The 1682-nt window shown below is 69.9% G+C and carries 2 protein-coding genes; both read left to right on the top strand.

The annotated features are described in order from the left end of the window. Positions 1-374: 374 nt before the first annotated feature. Positions 375-1001: a SigE family RNA polymerase sigma factor gene (locus ACFXKA_RS42665; RefSeq protein WP_355188118.1), complete on the top strand. Its 627-nt coding sequence runs from the start codon at positions 375-377 to the stop codon at positions 999-1001. A 125-nt stretch (positions 1002-1126) separates the two neighbouring features. Then, positions 1127-1682: AMP-binding protein (locus ACFXKA_RS42660; protein WP_379431854.1), on the top strand; the 556-nt coding region annotated here is incomplete at its 3' end.

Genomic DNA, 1682 nt, shown 5'->3' with positions numbered 1-1682 from the left:
ACCCTCGCCCACCCCCGGCTCATGACCCCACGGGTGTACGTCCGTCGCCCCCCGTCGCCACCCCTGGTCGTACACGCCGCGGCGCGCTTCCCCCTCCCCATCAAGGTGTACGGCTCCGACACCACCGCCCACGCGTGCGCGGCCCGCACGGCTCTCACCTGCGGGGCCCGTCCCCGCAAGGGCTCACGACCGGCCCGGCACGAGGGAGTCAAGATCCACACCGGCCCCCCGCCTCGGGTGCCGACCCTGACGAGTGTCCACCGCTCCTCCACCTTCAGGAGGTGGAGCCGGTACTCCCCCTACTCCCTGAGGCGGACGCAGCTTCGGGACCTGGGGCCGATCCCCTGGGAGGGGCCCGCTCCTAGCGTGGAGCCATGACCACGCCTGTCTGCACGAGCGCCTCCACGGCCGCCTCGTTTTCGCCGTACCACCCGAACTCGCACCCACCCGCGCACAACGCGCACCCCACACACACCACCCACCAGTCGCAGTCCCACCCGCACACGCCGTACAAGTCCTTCTCGTCGTACGTACGGGCGCGGGGGCCCGTGCTGCTGCGTACCGCGCGCTCGCTCACCGCCAATCCGAGCGACGCCGAGGATCTTCTCCAGACCGCTCTCACCAAGACATACGTCGCCTGGGACCGGATCGAGGACCACCGTGCCCTCGACGGATACGTCCGCCGTGCTCTCGTCAACACCCGTACCTCGCAGTGGCGCAAGCGCAAGGTCGACGAGTTCGCCTGCGAGGAGCTTCCCGAGCCGGCCGGACTTCCGGCTCCCGACCCCGCCGAGAAGCAGGTGCTCCACGACGCGATGTGGCGCGCGGTGATGAAGCTGCCGGACAGGCAGCGCGCGATGGTGGTGCTCCGTTACTACGAGGACCTGAGCGAGGTGCAGACCGCCGAGGTGCTGGGGGTCTCCGTCGGCACGGTGAAGAGCGCGGTGTCGCGGGCGCTCGGGAAGCTCCGCGAGGACCCGGAGCTGGTGCCCGTCCGCTGAGTCGCAGCCGTGTTTTCTACTCCCGGGTAGTGACATACCGCGTGGTATGTGCGCAGAATCGCCGCACAGCTTGTCGACACGCCGCGCTTCTGTCGCGTAGCGCCAGCGCCCACCGGGAGGACGCCGTGCTGAGCACCATGCAGGACGTACCGCTGACAGTGACCCGCATCCTGCACCACGGGATGACCATCCACGCGAAGTCGCAGGTCACCACCTGGACCGGGGAGAGCGAGCCGCAGCGCCGCAGTTTCGCGGAGGTCGGTGCGCGGGCCGCACAGCTCGCCGGCGCCCTGCGCGACGAACTCGGAGTCACGGGTGACGAGCGGATCGCCACTCTCATGTGGAACAACTCCGAACATGTTGAGGCGTACTTCGCGATCCCCTGTATGGGGGCCGTCCTCCACACGCTCAACCTGCGCCTTCCGCCGGAGCAGTTGGTCTGGATCGTCAACCACGCCGCCGACCGCGTCGTCCTCGCGAACGGCTCACTGCTGCCGCTCCTCGTGCCGCTCCTCCCTCATCTGCCGACGATCGAGCACGTCGTCGTCTCCGGCCCCGGTGACCGGGGGCCGCTCGCCGAAGCCGTCGCCGCGACCGACGGCCGCGTCCGGGTGCACGAGTACGAGGACCTGATCGCCGGGCACCCCACCACGTACGACTGGCCCGAGCTGGACGAACGCC

The sequence above is a fragment of the Nocardia sp. NPDC059228 genome (assembly GCF_042754245.1).
Lineage (GTDB): Bacteria > Actinomycetota > Actinomycetes > Mycobacteriales > Mycobacteriaceae > Nocardia.
The sequence above is the reverse complement of the archived record's forward strand: the minus strand, read 5'-3'. Positions and strand labels throughout refer to the sequence as shown.